Here is a 17,741-nt window from a genome sequence, read left to right as displayed (position 1 = left end):
CTGCGCAGCTCACTCCGCCGGAGCGCTGATCTCGGTCAGGAGGCGGTCGCCGGGGCGCGCCTCGACCATGTCGGCCTGGATCTCGGCGCGGTCGAGCAGATCTTCCATGCGGTGACGGCGGTTGCGAGTGATGAGTGTCACGACGGTGCCCTTCTTGCCCGCGCGACCGGTGCGGCCGGAGCGGTGCAGGTACGTCTTGTACTCGTCGGGGGCGTCGGCCTGGATCACGAGGTCGATGTCGTCGACGTGGATGCCGCGCGCGGCGACGTCGGTTGCGACGAGCACGTCGACGCGACCGCTCGTGAGCAGCGCGAGGTTGCGGGTGCGACGCGACTGGTTCAGGTCGCCGTGGAGGCTTGTCGCGGGAATATCTGCGTGCTCGAGCTGCTCCGCGAGCTGTTCCGCGAATGCCCGGGTGCGCGCGAAGATCAGGGTCTTGCCCTGACGCGCGGCGAGCTGCTCGATGATCTCGGCCTTGTCGCGGTGCTCGATGACGAGCACACGGTGGTCGATCGTCGAGGACGCCTGGTCTTCGCCGGCGACTTCGTGCACGCTCGGCTCGACCAGGAACTCGTCGACGAGCGTCGCGACGCCCTTGTCGAGGGTGGCCGAGAACAGCAGGCGCTGACCGCCCTCGGCGGTCTGGCGGAGGATCCGCTGCACCGGCTCGAGGAAACCCAGGTCGCACATGTGGTCGGCCTCGTCGAGCACCGTGATGGTGATGTTCGACAGGTCCAGGCGGCCCTGCTCGATCAGGTCTTCCAGGCGGCCCGGGGTCGCGATGACGATGTCGACGCCGCGCTGGAGCGCACCCACCTGCTTGTACTGCGGGACGCCTCCGTAGATGGTCGTCGTGAACAGGCCTACGGCGCGGGCAATCGGTTGGATCGTGCGGTCGATCTGCATCGCGAGCTCGCGGGTCGGCGCGAGGATCAGCGCGCGGGGTGCACGTCCGGGCTTGCGGCCCTTGGCTCCGTTGTTCTCCATCAGGCGCTCGACGACGGGAGCGCCGAAGGCGATGGTCTTGCCCGAGCCGGTCTTGCCGCGGCCGAGGACGTCCTTGCCCGCGAGCACCTCGGGGATCGTCGCGGCCTGGATCGGGAACGGCGCCGCCGCTCCCAGCTCGGTCAGCTGGCGGACGATGTTGGCGCCGAGGCCGAGGTCGCCGAAGGTGACGCCCTCGACATCGACGGCGAGCGTCGCGGTCGCCTCGAGGCGCTCGAGCACGACATCGTCGGCCTGGTGCGTGGCGCGGGTGGTGCGGCTCGGGAAGAAGTCAGAGCCGGAGTCGCGGCGCGCCGGGCGGGAGTCACGGTCGAACGAGCGCGGGCGATCGCCGCGGTCGTGGCTCCGCGGGGGGCGGGAGTCGCGGTCGAACGAACGCGCAGGCCGATCGCTGCGGTCGAACGAACGAGCGGGACGCTCATCCCGGTCGGACGAACGCGCGGGACGCGAGTCGCTACCGCGGGCAGGACGAGAGTCGCGGTCGTAGCCGCGCGAGGGTCGCTCATCCCGGTCGAACGGCCGAGCCGGGCGCTCGCTGCGCTCGTCGCGGCGCGCGGGCCGGGAGTCACGGTCGTACCCGCGGGTCGGCCGGGAGTCACGGTCGAACCCGCGCGCTGGCCGGTCGTCGCGGTCGGAGGAGCGCGCAGGACGCGAGTCCCGATCGTTCGTGCGAGGCCGCTCGTCGCGGTCGGCCGATCGCGCGGGACGCGCATCGCGGTCGTACCCGCGGGCGGGCCGCTCCTCGCGCTCGGTCGCACGCGCTGCACGCTCGTCGGCGTTCCACCGCGCCTTCTTGGGCGCGTTCTCGTCGATCGGGCGGTAGCCGCGGTGTCCTTCGCTCCGCGAACCCGGCTTGGCCGCCGCGAACCGCGGGCGTCCTCCCAGTTGCGACTTGCCGCTCGAGGCACCGAAGCGGTTGGGCTCGAAGTTCTTGGCCGGACGTCCGCCGGCGGGCTTTTTGTTCTTAGGCATGGCTGTTCTTCCTGGGTTCAGGTCGTGCGCGAAGAAGCGGCGCCGGAGCAGCTCCGTCGTGCGGAGCATCCGTGCGCTGTTCCGCTGCGAAGGCAGCAGGGGGAGAACCCGGGCGAGTCATTGACCGGGGCCGATTCACACATGTGATTCGTCTCACGACGACTGTCGGAGACTCGGCCCACTTGACTAACAAACCCATCCGCACGCGAGCGCGCGGTGTCAAGAGCCGACCGCAGGAGTCTATACGCGACTCCCGGCCGCTGGCTAGAGGCCGCCGGCCTCCTCCGCCGCCCGCCGGGCACGGTAGGCCGCGACGTTGGCTCGGTTGCCGCAGTTGCCGGTGTCGCAGTAGCGCTTCGACCGGTTGCGTGAGAAGTCGACCAGGACGGCGTCGCAGTCCTCCGCCGCGCACACTCGGATGCGCTCGCGTTCGTCTCCGCGGATCACGTCGACGAACGCCATGGCTGCCTCCACGAGGATGCGGGTGGCCAGTGGGCTCTCATCGCGCGTCGCGTGGAGGTGCCAACCGAACTGGCCGTGGCGCACCAGTTGCGGGAGTGCGCGACCCGACTCCAGCATCCCGTTGACCACCGCGACGAGGTCCTCTTCGGCCGTCGTGAGCCAGAGCGAGCGGAGGGAGGAGCGGAGGGCGCGCACGGCCTCCAGCTCCGCCGTCGAGCCCGTGCGGCTGCCCGTGTAGCGGTTGACGCGGAGGAACTCGTCGAGCTGATCCACGGTCGCCATCTCGTCCCCTCCCGACGCGGACAGCTGAGGAAGGGTGTTGACCAGGATCGCGGTCGACGTGAGCGATGCTTCGACGTCATAAGCGAAGACCATGTTGACTCCTGACAGGGCGGGTTAGTACTGTGCAACCAGCTCGTTGTCACGAGCATAACCGCTTTGACTCCTGAAGGGTCGCGCATGACCGCCGTCACCTCCCCCGCCGCCGCGGTCACCCCCCGCCACCTCGGCTCGGGCCTCGCGCTCGCGCTCGCCGCCTCCGCCGCATTCGGCCTCGGCGGCCCCTTCGTGAAACCGCTGCTCGAAGCGGGCTGGAGCCCCGCCGCCGCCGTCCTCTGGCGGGCAGGCGGTGCCGCGCTGATCCTCGCGATCCCTGCGGCACTCTCGCTCCGCGGCCGTTGGCACGTGCTGCGCCGCAACGTCGGCACCGTCGCCCTCTACGGCATCTTCGCCGTGATCGCCGCCCAGCTCTGCTTCTACAGCGCCATCGAACACATGTCGGTCGGCATCGCGCTGCTCATCGAGTACCTCGCCCCCGTGTTCCTCGTGCTCTTCGCGTGGGCACGCACTCGGAGACATCCCGGCCGCTTCACCCTCGCCGGCTCGGCGCTCGCGCTGGCAGGCCTGGTCTTGGTGCTCGATCTCTCGGGCGAGTCCACACCCGACCTGGTCGGCATCGCGTGGGCGCTGACCGCATCGCTCGGCCTGTGCGTCTATTACGTCGTCGCGGGAAAGGTCGATCCTGAGCTGCCTCCGCTCGTCCTCACCGCGGGGGCGATGGTGGTGGGGGCAGGGCTCCTGATCGTGCTGGGCGCCGTGGGCGCCGTGCACCTGCGCGCGAGCTTCGGCAGCGTCGTCTTCCTCGGCGCGGATGTGCCGTGGTTCATGCCGGCCGCGGTCATCCTCGGCATGTCGACGGTGCTCGCCTATCTGCTCGGCATCCAGGGAAGCTCGCGACTCGGCACGCGCATCGCCTCCTTCGTCGGCCTGACGGAGGTGCTGTTCTCGATCGCCGCGGCCTGGCTCCTCCTGGGCGAACTCCCCGCGCCGATCCAGTTCGCGGGCGGCGCGCTCATTCTCGGCGGAGTCGTCCTGGTCCGCCTGCAGTCCGACTCCGCAAGACGACCGCGCGTCTCTCACACGTGAACCGCGACCGAGCGCGTCGCCGCGACAAGCGACTGCCCTCGCATTCTGCAAAGAATGCGAGGGCAGAATGCACTCAGGAGTGGATGCTCTTCACGGCGTTCCAGCCGATCTGGTCGACACTCTTTGCACTCTGAGGCAGTTTGAAGTACGCATTTCCGGCGTCGACCTGCGAGTTGTGCACGCCTCGGTAGGCATTGTAGAGGCTGCGGTTGTTCGGAAGGATCTCGACCCAGCGTCCTTCGCCATAGACGGCGATCTTCAGGTAGTCGGGCCCATCGGTGTTCTGGTTCTGTTCAATGGCAAGCATGATGTTCTCCTCTTTGTTTTTAGCGACGATCGGGGCGGGTGCAGTCGCGCCTCCGGTGAAGTAGTCCCACAGATTCACGCGTGTCCCGTTTTGTAGGATCATGTGCACGTGGAGGTGGGGCGCGTAGTAGTCCGACGAACCGAAACCGGAGGCGCCGGACGTCGCGATGACGGTTCCGAGCGTCACGCGCGTCCCGTTGGCTACTCTGGCGGCCTGGAGGTGCATGTACTGGATCTGACGACCGTCGTCGAGCTGCAGGGTCGAGGTGATGCCACCACTTCCCGAGTTCCCGGAGGTCGTGACGATGCCGTCGGCGTTCGCTGTGACCGGCGATCCCGCAGGGTAGGCAAGGTCGACGCCTCCGAGCGAACCGCGTGCCTGATGGTGATTCCACGAGACGTACGCGTCGCGATCATCGTCCTGAATGATCGGGTAGGAGAAGTTATTGACGACCTGGATCACGGATTTCCTCCTGCCATCGATGCTGTCATGCGACGCACCTCGGCTTCTCTTGAGCGAATGCCTGCGGCGCGAGAACGACTGCGCCCAGAGCAACGGATCCGGCTATGACAGCCATTCGTCGCGAAATCGACCCCTGAATTGGTGACACTGATACCCCTCTTGAGTCCCCACGCGCAGGCCGGAATTCTTCCCGACACGCGAGTTGCGCGCGGGCAACATCGCATGTTTACCACAAGCACGAGCAGCCCACCTTGCACGATGCGAATTTTTCACCTTCTGGACACTCGGCGGTCCAGTGTCATAGGCACCCAGCAATGACCACATTCGGCGAGAGGGGAAAAAGTTTTTTTCCCGCTCGGCGGAAAGAAAGGTCACTCGCGTTCCGGCAGGCCGCGCCCGGCGGTGACATGCTCCCCGGCGACGCCCAGGACCGAGTCGATCAGGCCGACTGAGCGGCAACCAGGGCCTCAGTCGAACGAGCAGCCCACCTCGTCCGAGAGCGCCCGCTCGATCCGGCCCCGGTGCTCCGCCGACATCGGCGGGAGCTCATCGGGAGCGAACCAGCCCACCTCGGTCGACTCCTCGTCGGCCACGTGCGCCTCGCCCGAGAGGTAGCGGGCGCGCACCACGTGGTCGAGGTACTGCGCCCGGTCGCCGTGCGGGTAGGTCATCGGAGGCAGCGTGCGCACCTGCACAAGGCGCTCCACCTCGATCTCGACGCCCGCCTCCTCCCGAGCTTCGCGCCGAGCGGTGCCGGCGACGGTCTCCCCCGGGTCGATGATGCCGGTGACCGCCGTCCAGGCTCCTGTGTCGGCCCGCCGCACAAGCAGCACCTCGCCGGAGTCGCGGACGATCACCGCAGTCACGCCGCTGAGCCAGAGCAGCTCGGTGCCGACATGCTCGCGCAGCCGGACGACGAACTCCGGCGTCGCCATCAGCGCGCCTCGGGCCGGAAGTCGAATGCGACGATGCCCGCCGTGTCGAGCACGGGCCCCACGAAAGCCTTGAACGCGTCGTGCGCGGGGTCGAAGAGGCCCGGTGCGTCGACGGCGGGCCGTCCCAGGTAGTAGTTCAGGTCGCCCTCCGAGGCGAAGGTGAGCAGGAACGCGCGGTCGAACCCCTCCCCCGCCCCCTCGGTGCTCAGCTGCGGACCGGTCTCGATCGAGCGGATGTACGGTCGTCCGCCGCGCACGCACTCGTCGGCCAGAGCGAGGAAGCGGCGGGTGACCTCCTCCGCCTCCGCCACGAGCGCTGTGGGCCGGAAGCGCAGCAGCACGATGTGCCGGAGGACGCCCGGACGGAAGTCCGCCGCCACGAATCGCTCGGGCCCGACGTCGGCGAGTGTGGCTGCGGCACGCTCCGGTCCGCTCTGCCAGCACGAGCCGACCGTCGCGGACGGGTCGCGGAGATCGGTCATGCGGTGGCCTTCCCGGCGCGGGCGGCACGCCGACGTTCACGATATCCCTCGACCAGGTTGTAGACGACGGGCAGCACCACCAGGGTCAGCACCGTCGACGACACGAGTCCGCCGATGACCACGATCGCGAGGGGCTGCGAGATGAACCCGCCGTGCCCGGTGATGCCCAGCGCCATCGGCAGCAGCGCGAAGATCGTCGCGAGAGCGGTCATCAGGATGGGCCGCAAGCGTCTCTCGGTGCCGTGAAGGAGCGCCTCCCGCACCGGCATGCCGCGCTGACGGTACTGGTTCACCAGATCCACGAGCACGATCGCGTTGGTGACGACGATGCCGATCAGCATCAGCACGCCGATGAGCGAGGCAACGCCCAGCGGCACACCGGTGAGTACCTGCAGGAGGATCGCGCCGGTCGCCGCGAACGGCACCGAGACGAGCAGCAGGAGCGGCTGGAGCAGCGAGCGGAAAGTCGCCACCATGACCACGTACACGATCAGGATCGCGACGAGCAGCGCGATCCCGAGCTGCGAGAACGCGTCCGCCTGATCGGCCGTCACTCCGCCGAGGGAGGCGGAGACGCCGGCGGGAAGGGTCGTCGCGTCGATCGCCTTCTGCACGGCGATGTTCGTCGATGCGAGGTCGTCCCCTGCCGGTGTGACGGTGATCGTGGCAGTGCGCTGCCCGCGCTCGGTGGTGATGCTCGCCGGCCCGTCGGCCTGCTCGACCGACGCGAGACTCGAGAGCGCGACGACTCCCGTGCGCGTCGGCACCTCGAGGGCGCGCAGTTCGTCGAGGGTCGCGGGAGGCTGCGCGTCGGCCAGGTAGATCGAGAGCGTCCGCTCGTCGATCACCACGCTGCCCACCTGCGTGGGCTGCAGGGCCTGACTGACCAGCGTGCCGACGGCGACCTCGCTGAGTCCGTCGGCGGCCGCCTTCTCGCGGTCGACGCGCACCGCGATGTAGGGGAGCGAGGAGGAGAGGTTGCTCTCGGCCTGACTGATCCCGCCGGTCCCGCGCAGTGCGGCGAGGAGCTGGTCGTTGGCACTCTGCAAGTCGCTCTGCGAAGCGGTCGAGAGGTCGACCTCGATGTTCGAGGAGGCGCCGAAGCCTGACGAGGCGGCGACGCTGATGTCCTCGGGCGAGGCGACGGTCGCCAGCGCGTCACGCACTGCCGACTGCACCGCTCCCTGGTCGGCGGAGTCGTCGGTGGTGACCGAGTAGCGGATGGACGTAGCGCCTCCGCCTCCGCCTCGGAACGCGCTCTGCAGGCCGCCGGCCGAGCCGACCGTCAATTGCACCGTGTCGACGCCGGCGACGCCGAGGATCGCGGTGCTCGCCTTCTGCGCCGTCGCGTCCTGCGCGTCGAGACTCTGCCCGACGGGCACCGTCTGGGTCACGGTGAAGGTGTTCTGGCCGCTGGAACCGAGGAAATTGGTCTTCATCAGCGGGTAGAGCGCGCCCGTTCCGACCAGCACGAGCAGCGCCAGCAGCACGGTGACGACCGAGTGCCGGAGCGTCCAGGCGATGATCGGGCCGTACACCCGCTGCAGTCCGGAAGCGGGACGGGGCACGGCATGGGCGCCGTGGTGCGGGGGTTCGGCGGGCGCTTCGCCCGGCGCCCGCGTCTCGACGGCGTTCGTGCGGGGTGTCGCCTCCCCCGTCGCCGCGCGTTCTTCGGCCAGCGCCGCCTGCGCCGCGCGACGCACGTTCTCACGCTTCGAGGGCCGGAGGAACCAGTAGGCCAGCACCGGGACGATCGTCAGCGCGACGATCAGCGAGGCGAGCAGGGCGATCGAGACCGTCAGGGCGAAGGGTCGGAAGAGCTCTCCGGTAGTGCCGCCGACGAACGAGATCGGCAAGAACACCGCGACCGTCGTGATGGTGGAGGCGGTGATCGCGCCCGCGACCTCCCGCACCGCCCTGACGATGGTGCCAGCGCGTTCTTCGCCCGCGTCGAGATGCCTCTTGATGTTCTCGATAACGACGATGGAGTCGTCCACGACCCGCCCGATCGCGATCGTCAGCGCACCCAGCGTCAGGATGTTGAGGGTGTAGCCGGCGGTCTGCAGACCGATGAAGGTGATGAGGACGGAGGTCGGGATCGAGATCGCCGTGACGAGCGTCGAGCGCACCGAGAGCAGGAAGAGAAGGATCACCAGCACCGCGAAGACGAGGCCGAGAGCCCCCTCCTGCGCGAGCGACGCGATCGACTCCTGGATGTACGGGGCCTGGTCGAAGACCGAGGTGAAGGTGGTGTTGTCGCCGAGGGAGGATTCGAGCCCGGGCAGCAGCGCGGTGACTCCGGTGGAGACGTCGACCGTGTTGGCGGCGGGCAGCTTCGTGATCGAGAGCGTGAGCGAGGGCTGCCCATTGACCCGCGAGATCGAGGTGACGGGGGCGTCGGTGACCGCGACCGTCGCCACCGAGCCGAGGGTGGTGACGGTCGGAGCGGCGGTGCCCGAGGCGGCCTGTCCCCCTGCCGATCCCGCCGGGGCGGCCTGCGCGGCTGCCGAGGCCTGCGCCGAGGTGGGGGCTCCCGACCGCAGCAACGGGAGCGCCGCGAGGGCATCCGTCGAGTCGAGCTTTTCGCCCGACTGGACCGAGAACGTCGAGCCGTCCTGGGTGATCTCGCCGCCCGCGACCAGGATGCCGTTCTGCTGCAGCGCGCTGCGGATGTCGCTCGTCGTCAGTCCTGCGCTCGCGAGAGCCGCGTCGTCGGGGGTGATCGTGACCCGCTGGTCACTCTCGCCCAACAGCGCGACCTCGCGCACGCCGCTGACCTTCTCGAGATCGGGGATCACGCTCGTGCGCAACCGGTCGGCGAGCGCCTTCGCATCGCCGTCGCTCGAGACGGCGAGCTGAAGCACCGGCAGGTCGTCGAGCGAGCCCGTGAGCACCTGCGGGTCGAGGTTCTCGGGGAGCGTGGTCTTGATCCGGTTGATCGCCTGGAGGATCTTCTGCTCGGCCGTCGCCAGGTCGGTCCCGTAGGTGAAGGACGCCGAGATCACGGAGGAGTTCGTCGACGAGGTCGCGCTCGTCGTCTCGAGGCCGGGCACACCCTGGATGGCGGTCTCGATCGGGGTCGACACGTCGTCATTGACCACCTCTGGCGCGGCGCCTGGGTAGGAGGTGACGATCGCGAGCTGAGGGAACGAGAGCGAGGGAGCGAGCTCCTGCTTGAGCCCGGTCAGGGCGACGCCGCCGAAGACGGCGATCACGACGGTGACGAGGGCGATGAGCGCCCGATTCTTCATGCTGAGGACCGCGAGGAGATGCACCCTAGGAGTCTTCCATCAGCCGGCTGAGTGTTGGGCGCGGAGAGTGCGCCCGCCTCGCCGGAGACACGTCACACCACGTCAGCGAGATACCCGGCGTCGGCGGCGGGCTGCCGCGCTACTTGCGCCCACGCCTCCGCGAGCGCCTGGACGGCGCGGTCGGTCGTCTCCGGCGAATAGCCGATGGGGATGCGGAGGAAGCGTTCGAAGGCGCCGTCGATGCCGAAACGTGGGCCGGCGGTGATGAGCAGGCCCGCCGAACGCGCGGCGAGCGCCAGCTGCGAGCTCGCGGGGCGACCCAGACCCACCCAGGTCGAGAGCCCACCCGAGACGCGCGGGACCCTCCACTCCGGGATCGCACGGGCGAGCGCCTCCTCGAGATGGTCGCGACCCGCCCGCAACTGGGCACGGCGCAGCTCGAGCACCTCGTCCATCCGCCCGAGCAGATCGGCGACGAGCAACTGCTCGAGGATCGGGCTGCCCAGGTCACCGGCCGACCGCGCGAGCACCAGCTTGCGGATCACGCTGCGCTCGGCGCGCACCCAGCCGATGCGGATCCCGCCCCACAGGGTCTTGCCGACCGAGCCGATCGAGAGCACGGTGCCCTCCGGCCCGTACGCGGCGAACGGGAGCGGCGTCATCCGCCGGTCGATGTCGAGCTCGGCCGTCGTCTCGTCGGCGATGATCAGGGTGCCCTGACGCGCGGCAGCCGCAATCGCCCGCTCACGCAGCTCCGGCGCCATCGAGCGACCGGTCGGATTGTGGAAGTCGGGCATGAGGTAGGCGAGGGTCGGACTCGTCCCGCGCAGAGCAGCGAGGAGCCCTTCACCGTCCCAGCCGTCTGCGCCGTCGACGTTGACCGGAACGAGGCGCGCTCCGGCCAGGCGCAAGGCCTCGTAGGCGTGCGGATAGGTCGGCGCCTCGATCAACGCCCGGTCGCCGCGGGAGAGGAGGGTGCGCGCGACGAGCGCGATCGCGTGCTGGGCGCCGATGGTCACCATGATCTGCCCCGGCTCGGTGCGCAGGCCCTTGGCGGTGTAGCGCTCGGCGATCGCACGGCGCAGCACCGGTAGGCCGACCGTGTCGTACGAGCCGTCCTCCAAGTGCTCGGGCAGGAGGAGCGCCGCTCGCTGGTAGGCCTCCGCCAGCTCGGGCACCGCGGGCAGCGCCGCCTTCGTGAAGTCGAGGAAGTCCGGCGCGAGCGAGGGCACGGCGTGGACCGCCGCACCGGGGAGGCGCGTCACGCTGCCCGAGCCGCGCACGCTCACGAGATAGCCGCTCTCGCGCAGTTCCCGATAGGCGGCGGCCACCGTCGTCCGGCTCACCACGAGGCGCGCCGCCAGCTCGCGCTCGGCGGGCAGACGGCTGTCGGCCGGGATGCGCCCGTCGATGCTGAGGAGCCGGATGCGGTCGGCGAGCGCAAGGTAGGCGGGCCGCGTCCCGCGCTGCTCGCGCCAGTCGCCGAGGAGGGTCTGCAGGGCGCGAGCGCCGAAGTGGACATCTGCCATGCGTCCAAGATAACCAGATTGGACCGCGCAGAGAAGACCACTCTCGCGCTGAGATGATCGTCATGATCGCGACGCCCGTCCTCCTGCCTGACCGGGTCGGCCCGAGCCAATGGCGCCTCCGCCCTGTGCCGCGCCTTCTTCTCGGGCTTGCCCTGTATGGCGTCGCGGACGCCATGATGATCAGAGCGGCGATCGGAGTGGACCCGTGGACCGTCTTCGCACAGGGACTCGCCCGACAGACCGGTCTGGGAATCGGACTGCTCACGAACGTGATCGGACTGCTCGTTCTGCTGCTGTGGATTCCTCTCCGCCAGCGCCCCGGGCTGGGCACCGTGCTCAACGTGCTCGTGGTCGGGACGATGATCGATGTCGGCCTACACGTGCTGCCCGTGCCCGAGGAGTGGTGGGCCCGAGGTCTGTCCTTCGCGGGAGGGCTGCTCCTGCTCGCGGTGGCGAGCGGTGTCTACATCGGCGCCCATCTCGGTCCCGGCCCTCGGGATGGGCTGATGCTGGGCCTCCACGCGCGGCTCGGCGTCCGGATCTGGATCGCGCGCTCCGGAGTGGAGCTGAGCGTCCTGCTCGTGGGCTGGCTGCTCGGCGGCGACGTGGGCGTCGGCACCCTGCTCTTCGCCGTGCTGATCGGTCCGCTCTGCTCGGTGACCCTCCCGCTGCTCGGCGTGCGTCATGGCACGGCGCCCGCAGAGGCCGAGGGTGGCCGGTACGACGAGGGCCCCGCCCGGAACGATCCGGACGGGGCCCTCGCGACAACCCTCTAGCGCTTGGAGGCGATCGTGCCGCGGGTGCGCTCCGCCTCCTCCGAGTCCTGGATCGACGCAATGCCCTCGGTGATCGACGTGCCCGACGCCGGAGCGTCGTGGCCGTGCTCGTCTGCACCGAGCGTCGTCTCGTCGAAGGGAAGACGGCCGGCGAGGACCTCGCGGACCTGCACCGTGTCGACCTGCTTCGTCCAGGTGCCGACGAGCAGGGTGGCGACCGCGTTGCCGGTGAAGTTGGTGACCGCGCGCGCCTCCGACATGAAGCGGTCGATGCCGACGATCACGCCGACGCCGTTCACCAGGTCGGGGCGGAACGACTGCAGACCGCCCGCGAGGGTGGCGAGCCCGGCACCGGTGACGCCCGCCGCGCCCTTCGAGGCGATCATCATGAAGAGCAGGAGGCCGATCTGCTCCGGCACCGACATGGGGGCGCCGGTCGCGGAGGCGATGAAGAGCGAGGCCATCGTGAGGTAGATCGCGGTGCCGTCGAGGTTGAAGGAGTAGCCGGTCGGGACCGTGATGCCCACGACGGGCTTCGAGATGCCGAGGTGCTCCATCTTCGCGATCAGGCGAGGCAGCGCTGCCTCCGAGGAGGAGGTGCCGATGATGAGGAGGTACTCGCGACCGAGGTACTTCATCAGCGAGAAGATGCTGACGCCGGTCACGATGCGCAGCAACAGGCCGAGAATCACGATGACGAAGATCGCGCACGTGATGTAGAAGCCGATCATCAGAGTGCCGAGGGCGAGGACCGCGCCCCAGCCGGTCTTGCCGACGACCGCGGCGATGGCGCCGAAGGCTCCGATCGGAGCGACCCAGAGGACCATCGAGAGGATGCGGAAGATGAGCACCTGGAGCTGCTTGATCGCGCCGAGGATGGGCTGACCCTTGGCGCCCATCTTCTGCAGCGCGAAGCCCACGAGCAGCGCGACGAAGAGGGTCTGGAGGATGCTGCCATCGACGAGCGAGGAGAAGAGCGAGACCGGGATGATCCCCAGGATGAAGTCCTGCGTGGTCTCGGCCTTGATGTTGCTGGTGTCGTAGGTGGCGCTCGAGATGTCGAGCCCCTCACCGGGGTGGAGGATGTTGCCGACGACGAGGCCGATGGCGAGCGCGAAGGTCGACATGACGATGAAGTAGCCGAGGGCCAGTCCGCCGACCTTGCCGACCGTGGCGGCCTTGGCGATCGATCCGATGCCGATCACGATCGTGCAGAAGATGATCGGCGCGATCATCATCTTGATCAGTCCGACGAAAGCCTTACCGATGGGCTCTAGCGAAGCGGCGAATCCCGGGGCGACCAGACCGACGAGGATTCCGGCGACCACGGCGATGATGACGGCGATGTACAGCCAGTGGTTCTTGTCGATCCGTCTGCGGGTCTTTGCGGGGGCGACCGCAGGGGTCAACCGGTCGGAGGGGCTGCCGGGCGTCTTCGCCATGGTGGGTGTCCTGTCTCTTCGTCGAGGGGAGGGGGTAGGACGATGGTGGACCCGGCTGCGGCGACCGCCGCGGTTGCGTTCATACTGTTCACGAACAACCCGCCGTTCACGGGCGTAGGCCGGTTCCTCCGGCGAGAATGGGCCTCTCGCCGAAGCACGCTCTGCTCAGCGAGGAGCAGCCGTTTCCTGGAAGGGGTGTCGATGCCCAAGCCCCCCACCGCACGCAGTCCACGCGGAAGCATCGCCGCTCGCCTGTTCGTGGTCCAGCTCGTCTGCATCCTCGTCGTCGCCTCGGCGGCGGTCGCCGCGCTCGCGATCGACGCTCGCGGGAGGGCGATCGAGGACGCGGCGCAGCGGAGCCTCGTCGTCGCGCGCACCGTCGCTGCGAACCCGTTCGTGATCGCGGCGACCCAGCAGCCCGACCCCTCCGCGGCCCTCCAGCCCTACGCCGAGGAGATCATGGCCGACACCTCGGTCGACTTCCTCACGATCATGAACCCCGATCGCACGCGCTACACCCACCGCGACCGCGACCAGATCGGTCTCCCCTTCCTCGGCACCATCGAACCCGCACTCGAGGGCCGCACATTCACCGAGACCTACACCGGCACGCTCGGCCCCTCGATGCGGGCCGTCGCCCCGATCGAGGACTCCCGCGGGACCGTCGTCGCGCTCGTCTCCGCGGGAGTGACGCTCTCGGCGGTGGACGCCTCCTTCGCCTCTCGCGTGCAAGTGGTGGCGTGGGGGGCGCTCGGCGCGGTCGCGCTCGGAGCGATCGGATCCTGGCTCCTCGCCCGCTACCTCCGACGGGTGACGGGAGGGCGCGGGCCGGAGCAGATGAGCCAGGTGTTCGCCTACTACGAGTCGGTCCTGCATTCGGTGCGCGAGGGACTGCTGCTGGTCGACGACCGCGGACGGCTCGTGCTCGCGAACGACCACGCGCTCGAGCTCCTCGGCCTCGAAGGAATCCAGACCCCCGTCCCCGTCGCCGAGCTCGATATCCCCGAATCACTGCGCTCGCTCCTCCAGGCCGACGAGCCCGTCGCCGACCGGCTCGTCGTCGCCCACGAACGGATCCTCGTCGTCAACGAGCGGCCGGCCGCCTCCCCCGGCGCCCGGCCGATGGGCACAGTCACGACCCTCCGCGACCGCACCGAGCTGCAACGGGTGAGCGGTGAGCTGGAGTCGATGCGCACCCTCTCGGACGCCCTGCGCTCGCAGACCCACGAGTTCTCGAACCGCCTGCACACGATCGCGTCGCTGATCGAGCTCGGCCGCCCCGAGGAGGCACTGTCGTTCGCGGCCGGCGAGTTGAACCTCAGCCAGCGCCTCGCCGACCGCGTGCTCGGCTCGGTGCAAGAACCGGTGATCGCGGCGCTGCTGCTGGGCAAAGCCGCGCAAGCGCGCGAGCGGGGTGTCGAACTGCATTTCGAGACACACCTCGAACCCGGCACGCAGGGGCTCGATCCAAGCGATCTGGTGACCGTGCTGGGCAACCTGATCGACAATGCGCTCGACGCCGCCTCCTCGGCCGCCGCCGACCGGGAGCCCTGGGTCGAGGTGTATCTCGGCCTGGCGGACGGCGAGCTGGTGGTGCAGGTCTCGGACAGCGGACCCGGTGTCGAGGAGGCGGCAGACGTGTTCGCCCGCGGCTACTCGACGAAGGCTGCGGACGCGTTCGGCCGTGGAATCGGCCTGGCGCTCGTGCAGCAAGTAGTCGAGCGGCTCGGGGGCACCGTCGACGTCTCGCGACACGTGGGCGCGGTCTTCACCGTGCAGCTCCCTCTGCCCACGCGGGTAGCGTCGTGATCCGCGTGCTCGTCGTCGAGGACGAGCCGCTCACCGCCGACGCCCATGCCGACTACGTGCGCCGCGTCGACGGCTTCGACGTGGCCGCTGTGGCGGGTAGCGGGGCGGAGGCCATCCGTGCGTTGCGCAGCGATTCCGAGATCGCGCTGATCCTGCTCGACATGAATCTCCCGGACATGGACGGGCTCGATCTCTGTCGAGCCGTCCGCACGGCCGGTCTCGAGGTCGACGTCATCGCGATCACGGCGGTGCGCGATGCGGCCGTCGTGCGTGCCTCCGTCTCGGCCGGAATCGTGCAGTACCTGATCAAGCCGTTCGTCTTCAGCGTCTTCGCGGCCAAGCTCACCAGCTATCGGGCTTACCACGAACGGATGCAGGGCGCAGAGGTAGCGAGCCAGCGCGAGGTGGACGGGGCCTTCGCCGCCCTGCGCACCTCGAACGCGCCCGGACTGGCGAAGGGCTTGTCCTCCGAGACCCTCGACGCCGTGACCGCCCTGCTCGGGCCGGTCGGGCTCTCGGCCGGCGAACTCGCCTCTCGCCTCGACATCTCGCGGGTGACGGCCCGCCGTTACCTCGAACACCTCGCCGACACCGGGATTGCCGATCGTGCGCCTCGATACGGGTCGCCCGGCCGTCCGGAGTTGGAGTACCGGCGCCGCTGAACGCGTCTGGCGTTCACTATCCAGGACGAATACCGACGACCCAGACACTGGCCCCCGTGATTCCGGGCCGTGGCGGCCGCCGGAACGACATCCATCCTGAATAGTGAACGCCACAGGTCAGCCCGCCGCGATCGCCGCGGCGATGTCCTCCTCGATCAGGTCGCCGTTGAGGGCGGCAGCGACGCGCAGGCCGTCCGCGGCCGCCGCCATCACCTGCGACATCGGCTCGACCAACGATCCGGCGGCGAACACGCGCGCGCTCGCGGTGCGCCCCCTCGAGTCGACAGCGAGGTGTCGCGCGACGCCGGAAGGATGCTCGACGAGCTCAAGCCCGAGCCCTTCCGGGAGGCGCCCCTCCACGCGCGGGCCGACGACCATCGCGTCGAGCGGGTGGAGTCTGCCCGCAATCAGCACTCCGATGAGGCGGTCGTCCTCGACGACCACCTCATCGATCTCTCCAGCGACGAGGCGTATCCCCCGGGCGGCGAGCCCTGTCGCCTCGTCGCCGGTCGGCTCCGGTGTTCCATCGAGGAGGATCGACGTCCGCTCGCTCAGCTGCCGGAACAGCTGTGCCTGATGCGCCGAGAACGCGCTCGCGAGAACGCCGATGCGCTGCCCGCGCACCTCGAAGCCGTGGCAGTACGGGCAGTGCAGCACGTCGCGGCCCCAGCGCTCGGCGAGCCCCGGGATCTCTGGCAGCAGGTCGCGGACACCGCTGGCCAAGAGCAGGCGACGCGCACTCAGCTCGGTGCCGTCGGCAAGGACGACCGAAACGCCGTCGGCATCACCTGTGGCGCGCACGGCCTCGCCCGCCAGGAGCTGCGCTCCGTAGCCGTGAGCCTCCTCCCGGGCCAGGCGGACGAGTTCGGTCGGGGGCGTCCCGTCGCGGGTGAGGACGTTATGCGCCCCACGCGACGGAGCGTTGCGGGGCGGCCCTCCATCGACGACCACGACTGTGCGGAGGCTGCGGCGAAGCGCGGTGGCGGCGGCGAGTCCGGCGAAGGAGGCGCCGACGATCAGGACATCGGTGGTGGAGGTCATGCCAACGAGCCTGCGTCGGCGATTCGCCGCAGGACCAGCATCCGTGCTGTTCCGGCATGAGGGCTGCGCTCGCGTGCCACTCTGGTGACATGGATCATGACGCGGCGACGCCCCTCGATCGGGAGATCGTGGCGGCCGTGGGACCGCGGCTGCGCCGCCTCCGCATACGCCGCGACCGCACTCTCGCCTCACTCTCGGCCGAGACGGGCATCTCGGCGAGCACTCTGTCGCGCCTCGAGAGCGGCGGCCGACGTGCGACGCTCGAGCTGCTGCTCCCGATCGCCCGAGCGCTGGCGGTGCCTCTGGACGAGCTCGTCGGAACGCCGTCGGACCCTCGCGTCCAGAGGCGCCCGATCATGCGGGACGGGATGGTCATCCAGCCCCTCAGCCGCGATGCCGGCGGACTGGAGGCCTTCAAGCACACGATCCCTGCGGGACCGGTGCCCGAGCCCGACGGTCAGCGCGTACACGAGGGCTTCGAGTGGCTCTACGTGCTCAGCGGCAGGCTGCGGTTACGGCTCGGTGAGCACGATCTGGTGCTCCCGGCGGGCGAGGCCGCCGAGTTCGACACTCGTGTGCCGCACTGGTTCGGTCGCGCCGATACGCACTCGGTGGAGTTCCTGAGCCTCTTCGGGCGCCAGGGTGAGCGGATGCACGTCCGCGCGTCCACACGCCGGTGACGCTCACGCCTCCCCCAGCACCTCGCGCACGAATCCGGCCGTCTTCGCGCGGAGCGTGGCGATCCGCTCCGCCTTCGCCGCCTCGACGTCGAAGCCCACGTAGGCGATCGGCGGACGCTGCCGGACGTTCGCGGAGCACTGGAACTCGGAGCAGACAAGCGTCCCGAGCGTGTCCCCCGCTCGCCCCGCCGCTCCGGCCTTACGCGCGCCGAAGAAGACGACATCGTTGGGCAATCGGACATCACGGCACCACGAACACTGCGCTCGTGAGCGCGGGCGTGCGTCGGCCTGGGTCAGCAGGACGCCGACCACCCTTTCGCCCAGAGGGGCGACCACATAGGAACGCCGACTCATCTTGCGGTCGCGCCAGCCGAGGTAGTCGATCGTGTCCCAGTCGAGCGTCTCGAAGTCGTGCGGGAGGGACAGGTCGGCGACCTCCTTACGGGAGGCGTTCACGAAGGACTCGCGGAGGGCGTGCTCGGTCAACGGCGTCATGACGGG

Annotated in this window: 15 protein-coding genes; 5 read left to right on the top strand and 10 right to left on the bottom strand. The window is 69.6% G+C overall.

Features of this window, described 5'->3' with window-relative positions:
- Window positions 1–9: 9 nt before the first annotated feature.
- Together ITJ45_RS02825 and ITJ45_RS02820 are read right to left on the bottom strand one after the other, a co-directional pair.
- Window positions 10–1,977, bottom strand: a complete 1,968-nt coding sequence (locus tag ITJ45_RS02825) for a DEAD/DEAH box helicase (protein WP_194607306.1) — start codon at window positions 1,975–1,977, stop codon at window positions 10–12.
- A gap of 264 nt (window positions 1,978–2,241) precedes the next feature.
- Window positions 2,242–2,814, bottom strand: a complete 573-nt coding sequence (locus tag ITJ45_RS02820) for a CGNR zinc finger domain-containing protein (RefSeq protein ID WP_194607305.1) — start codon at window positions 2,812–2,814, stop codon at window positions 2,242–2,244.
- A gap of 84 nt (window positions 2,815–2,898) precedes the next feature.
- Here ITJ45_RS02820 and ITJ45_RS02815 point away from each other — a divergent pair, with 84 nt between their 5' ends.
- The gene (locus ITJ45_RS02815) at window positions 2,899–3,864 is read left to right on the top strand and encodes an EamA family transporter (protein ID WP_194607304.1); all 966 of its coding nucleotides are present in this window, start codon (window positions 2,899–2,901) and stop codon (window positions 3,862–3,864) included.
- 73 nt (window positions 3,865–3,937) lie between these two features.
- Here ITJ45_RS02815 and ITJ45_RS02810 read toward each other — a convergent pair whose 3' ends face one another.
- The 5 genes from ITJ45_RS02810 to ITJ45_RS02790 form a co-directional block, all read right to left on the bottom strand.
- Window positions 3,938–4,633: a M23 family metallopeptidase gene (locus ITJ45_RS02810; protein WP_194607303.1), complete on the bottom strand. Its 696-nt coding sequence runs from the start codon at window positions 4,631–4,633 to the stop codon at window positions 3,938–3,940.
- 467 nt (window positions 4,634–5,100) lie between these two features.
- A complete protein-coding gene (locus tag ITJ45_RS02805; RefSeq protein WP_194607302.1) occupies window positions 5,101–5,568 on the bottom strand; it encodes an NUDIX hydrolase in 468 nt (155 codons plus the stop codon).
- Window positions 5,568–6,050 (bottom strand): Dabb family protein, encoded by a 483-nt coding sequence (locus tag ITJ45_RS02800; RefSeq protein WP_194607301.1) that lies wholly within the window; start codon window positions 6,048–6,050, stop codon window positions 5,568–5,570. Before ITJ45_RS02800 ends, ITJ45_RS02805 begins: the two co-directional genes overlap by 1 nt.
- Window positions 6,047–9,325 carry an efflux RND transporter permease subunit gene (locus ITJ45_RS02795; RefSeq protein ID WP_194607300.1) on the bottom strand — a complete coding sequence of 1,093 codons (3,279 nt, stop codon included), beginning with the start codon at window positions 9,323–9,325 and terminating at the stop codon, window positions 6,047–6,049. Before ITJ45_RS02795 ends, ITJ45_RS02800 begins: the two co-directional genes overlap by 4 nt.
- Window positions 9,326–9,393: 68 nt before the next feature.
- On the bottom strand, window positions 9,394–10,830 hold the full coding sequence (locus tag ITJ45_RS02790; protein ID WP_194607299.1) for a PLP-dependent aminotransferase family protein: 1,437 nt from the start codon (window positions 10,828–10,830) through the stop codon (window positions 9,394–9,396).
- 62 nt (window positions 10,831–10,892) lie between these two features.
- Here ITJ45_RS02790 and ITJ45_RS02785 point away from each other — a divergent pair, with 62 nt between their 5' ends.
- A complete protein-coding gene (locus tag ITJ45_RS02785; RefSeq protein WP_194607298.1) occupies window positions 10,893–11,606 on the top strand; it encodes a YczE/YyaS/YitT family protein in 714 nt (237 codons plus the stop codon).
- On the opposite strand, the gene ITJ45_RS02780 is transcribed toward ITJ45_RS02785, so the two are convergent.
- Window positions 11,603–13,048: a cation:dicarboxylate symporter family transporter gene (locus ITJ45_RS02780; RefSeq protein ID WP_194607297.1), complete on the bottom strand. Its 1,446-nt coding sequence runs from the start codon at window positions 13,046–13,048 to the stop codon at window positions 11,603–11,605. The genes ITJ45_RS02785 and ITJ45_RS02780 overlap by 4 nt on opposite strands.
- A gap of 201 nt (window positions 13,049–13,249) precedes the next feature.
- Here ITJ45_RS02780 and ITJ45_RS02775 point away from each other — a divergent pair, with 201 nt between their 5' ends.
- Both ITJ45_RS02775 and ITJ45_RS02770 read left to right on the top strand, forming a co-directional pair.
- Window positions 13,250–14,857, top strand: a complete 1,608-nt coding sequence (locus ITJ45_RS02775) for an ATP-binding protein (RefSeq protein ID WP_194607296.1) — start codon at window positions 13,250–13,252, stop codon at window positions 14,855–14,857.
- Window positions 14,854–15,519, top strand: a complete 666-nt coding sequence (locus ITJ45_RS02770) for a response regulator (RefSeq protein ID WP_194607295.1) — start codon at window positions 14,854–14,856, stop codon at window positions 15,517–15,519. Before ITJ45_RS02775 ends, ITJ45_RS02770 begins: the two co-directional genes overlap by 4 nt.
- Before the next feature lie 117 nt (window positions 15,520–15,636).
- Here ITJ45_RS02770 and ITJ45_RS02765 read toward each other — a convergent pair whose 3' ends face one another.
- Complete coding sequence (locus tag ITJ45_RS02765) at window positions 15,637–16,560, bottom strand: NAD(P)/FAD-dependent oxidoreductase (RefSeq protein WP_194607294.1); 924 nt, start codon at window positions 16,558–16,560, stop codon at window positions 15,637–15,639.
- Window positions 16,561–16,649: 89 nt separating this feature from the next.
- Here ITJ45_RS02765 and ITJ45_RS02760 point away from each other — a divergent pair, with 89 nt between their 5' ends.
- Window positions 16,650–17,240 (top strand): helix-turn-helix domain-containing protein, encoded by a 591-nt coding sequence (locus tag ITJ45_RS02760; protein WP_194607293.1) that lies wholly within the window; start codon window positions 16,650–16,652, stop codon window positions 17,238–17,240.
- A gap of 3 nt (window positions 17,241–17,243) precedes the next feature.
- On the opposite strand, the gene ITJ45_RS02755 is transcribed toward ITJ45_RS02760, so the two are convergent.
- Window positions 17,244–17,735, bottom strand: coding sequence for an FBP domain-containing protein (locus tag ITJ45_RS02755; RefSeq protein WP_194607292.1), 492 nt, complete (start codon window positions 17,733–17,735; stop codon window positions 17,244–17,246).
- Window positions 17,736–17,741: the final 6 nt, after the last annotated feature.

It is taken from the genome of Rathayibacter sp. VKM Ac-2879, assembly GCF_015351245.1.
In the GTDB taxonomy this organism is placed as follows: domain Bacteria; phylum Actinomycetota; class Actinomycetes; order Actinomycetales; family Microbacteriaceae; genus Rathayibacter.
Note: the sequence above shows the minus strand (reverse complement) of the source record. Positions and strands in the feature narration are given on the sequence as shown.

Coding starts and splice junctions, on each gene's coding strand:
- ITJ45_RS02825 (WP_194607306.1), bottom strand. CDS start 1,977: ATGCCTAAGAACAAAAAGCCCGCCGGCGGACGTCCGGCCAAGAACTTC.
- ITJ45_RS02820 (WP_194607305.1), bottom strand. CDS start 2,814: ATGGTCTTCGCTTATGACGTCGAAGCATCGCTCACGTCGACCGCGATC.
- ITJ45_RS02815 (WP_194607304.1), top strand. CDS start 2,899: ATGACCGCCGTCACCTCCCCCGCCGCCGCGGTCACCCCCCGCCACCTC.
- ITJ45_RS02805 (WP_194607302.1), bottom strand. CDS start 5,568: ATGGCGACGCCGGAGTTCGTCGTCCGGCTGCGCGAGCATGTCGGCACC.
- ITJ45_RS02800 (WP_194607301.1), bottom strand. CDS start 6,050: ATGACCGATCTCCGCGACCCGTCCGCGACGGTCGGCTCGTGCTGGCAG.
- ITJ45_RS02790 (WP_194607299.1), bottom strand. CDS start 10,830: ATGGCAGATGTCCACTTCGGCGCTCGCGCCCTGCAGACCCTCCTCGGC.
- ITJ45_RS02785 (WP_194607298.1), top strand. CDS start 10,893: ATGATCGCGACGCCCGTCCTCCTGCCTGACCGGGTCGGCCCGAGCCAA.
- ITJ45_RS02780 (WP_194607297.1), bottom strand. CDS start 13,048: ATGGCGAAGACGCCCGGCAGCCCCTCCGACCGGTTGACCCCTGCGGTC.
- ITJ45_RS02775 (WP_194607296.1), top strand. CDS start 13,250: ATGCCCAAGCCCCCCACCGCACGCAGTCCACGCGGAAGCATCGCCGCT.
- ITJ45_RS02765 (WP_194607294.1), bottom strand. CDS start 16,560: ATGACCTCCACCACCGATGTCCTGATCGTCGGCGCCTCCTTCGCCGGA.
- ITJ45_RS02760 (WP_194607293.1), top strand. CDS start 16,650: ATGGATCATGACGCGGCGACGCCCCTCGATCGGGAGATCGTGGCGGCC.
- ITJ45_RS02755 (WP_194607292.1), bottom strand. CDS start 17,735: ATGACGCCGTTGACCGAGCACGCCCTCCGCGAGTCCTTCGTGAACGCC.